The sequence below is a fragment of the Fusibacter sp. 3D3 genome, from assembly GCF_001748365.1.
Classification (GTDB): Bacteria; Bacillota; Clostridia; order Peptostreptococcales; family Acidaminobacteraceae; genus Fusibacter_A.
The window spans coordinates 1-2,775 of record NZ_BDHH01000048.1 but is presented as its reverse complement, the minus strand read 5'-3'; the positions used below and the strand labels follow the sequence as shown (position 1 = coordinate 2,775).

Sequence of the window (2,775 nt, the reverse complement as noted above, 5' to 3'; positions counted from 1 at the left end):
ACAAGGGTACCCGTGTTGCTAAGAGCCATTACCGTKSCACCGCTGTAGTACGTTAAACCATCCACCGGCACATCCCCGCCCGTTTTACCATTATCGTCGTACGTCACCGTATACTTTGGATCCTCTGTCCACTTCGCATATAAGGTCACATTACCTGCACCCATCGCAAAGGTTGCTGCAGGTGCATAATTCGTACCCGTGCCATCTGAAGCAGTATTCCAGCCTGCAAAGGTGTTATTTGTCTTTACAAGTGTACCTGTGTTCCCAAGGGCTGTTACGGTTGCACCGCTGTAGTACGTTAAACCATCCACCGGCACATCCCCGCCCGTTTTACCATTATCGTCGTACGTCACCGTATACTTTGGATCCTCTGTCCACTTCGCATATAAGGTCACATTCCCTGCACCCATCGCAAAGGTTGCTGCAGGTGCATAATTCGTACCTGTCCCATCTGAAGCAGTATTCCAGCCTGCAAAGGTGTAATTTGTCTTTACAAGTGTGCCTGTGTTCCCAAGGGCTGTTACGGTTGCACCGCTGTAGTATGTAGAACCATCCACTGGCACATCCCCGCCCGTTTTACCATTATCATCGTATGTCACCGTATACTTTGGATCCTCTGTCCACTTCGCATATAAGGTCACATTACCTGCACCCATTGCAAAGGTCGCTGCAGGTGCATAATTTGTACCCGTGCCATCTGAAGCAGTATTCCAGCCTGCAAAGGTGTAATTTGTCTTTACAAGTGTACCTGTGTTCCCAAGGGCTGTTACGGTTGCACCATTGTAGTACGTTAAACCATCCACCGGCACATTACCGCCGGTTTTACCATTGCCATCATATGTCACCGTATACTTTGGATCCTCTGTCCACTTCGCATATAAGGTCACATTACCTGCACCCATTGCAAAGGTCGCTGCAGGTGCATAATTTGTACCTGTCCCATCTGAAGCAGTATTCCAACCTGCAAAGCTATGATTCGCCTTCACAAGGGTACCTGTGTTCCCAAGAACCGTTACAGAGCCACCCTCAGAGTAAGTATTTCCATCAACTGGGGCACTCCCCCCTGTTGAATCATTCCCATTATAAGTAACTGTATACGAAACTCCTGTAATCGCTGATGAAAAATCCAGATCATCAATAGTAAAATCTAAATGAGTTCCTATCATTCTAACTTCATCGATATTTTGCCAATCCGAGTTGCCAGAGACATTAAACTCAAGCGGAACCTCCTTTTCTAATGGAAACGCTATCTCAGCAATCTTCGCCCCATCTCTATACGCCTGTATTTTTAAATCATTCATAAAGGTTGTAACGACAGGATTTGAAAAATACTCAGCGTTAATCATAAATGAATTCAGTTTAAATTCAGAAGCATCCTGAGTTTTAAAAGAAGCTGCTGTAAGTGTATTACTATCTGTAGACGCATAGTAAAGCGCATTGTCCCCAGATCCTGCAAGCAGAAACTGAGTTGGGTCATTTACAATCCAAATATCCCCAACACCACTATCATTACTTGTATATACTATGCCATTTAACAGATAATTTTGTGTTCCAGTGTAAAATATGCCGTCACCATCAAACGGCCCCATCACACCATCGAAGTTCTCATCTGTTGGAACCGCATAGGCGTTCCCATTAAAAGTTAACAATAACAACAAACACAGTACAAATACCTTTTTGAACTGATTATACTTAGTTCTCATCATATCATCCTCTCATCCTATTCTATTTTTCAAATCACTTTACACATCTCATTGCATTCTCATCTGGAAATTAAATACCCGCATTTTTCTAAAAAAAACGACCTCTAGATAAAAAATTCAAACTCACTTAACCATTTCCCATTAATTTTAACAACCTGTAAAATAATAGCTCTATATTGTATAGTGTACAATATTTTAATATCTTTGTACACTACCCATCGGGTGATATAAAGCATAAAATTCTATTATTGGGTTAGAGTATCGAAAAGTCAGTTTCACATATAAACAAAAGCCGCTTTCAAGACATTTCTTCAAATGCATCAAAAGCAGCTTTCAGTTTAAAATTCTACACGGGTTAGAGTGTCAAAAGTCAGTTTCGCATGAATCCTCTACCCTATGCTGTATTACTCGCTTTCCGTAAGCGCATTATAGGGAGAGGGTTACTCAACTTTTGATTTTTGGTGATCCAAAACCTTTATTCTGTAAATCAGATTAAATTAAGCACTTTCAACAGTTCTCTTATCAATACGGTTAATTCCGAGCGCCGTATAGCTTCTTTAGCCCTAATCATCTGGTCGTTGCCTTTTACGATGCCCATTTCAGTACAATTCGCAATAGACTGAGCTGACCAATCTGAAACAGCTTCATGATCTTTGAACTTTGAGAGCACAGCATTCATTTTTTCATCATTAAAAACATCAAGTTGCTCTTTGTCTACGATTTTTATTGCTGCTGCAACCATGACAATAGCTTCTTCTCTCGTGATTTTTTGATCAGGTCTAAAAGTACCATCTTCATATCCTTTTACGATACCATATCGACTGGCCGTACTGACATACCCTGAAAACCACTGATCCTTATTTACATCTGAGAACTCTTTCTGATAGACGCCAGCTTTCAGTCCCAATCCTTTTACCAAAACAGTTATAGCTTCTGCTCTGGTAATCGCTCTGTCAGGTTCAAAGCGCRTATCCGTTACACCCGCCACAATCATTCTTGAGGACATGTCATCAACCGCTGTACGTGCCCAATGGCCTTCTATGTCTTCAAATGTTTTTTCATTGAATATGAG

At 41.5% G+C, this 2,775-nt stretch carries 2 protein-coding genes; both read right to left on the bottom strand.

Annotated elements, in window-relative coordinates; all coding sequences use genetic code 11:
• Positions 1-1,706 (bottom strand): InlB B-repeat-containing protein (locus F3D3_RS23060; RefSeq protein ID WP_175438484.1); only part of this gene is annotated, 1,706 nt, incomplete at its 3' end.
• A gap of 484 nt (positions 1,707-2,190) precedes the next feature.
• A partial coding sequence (locus F3D3_RS23055) for an S-layer homology domain-containing protein (protein ID WP_139132206.1) occupies positions 2,191-2,775 on the bottom strand: 585 nt, incomplete at its 5' end.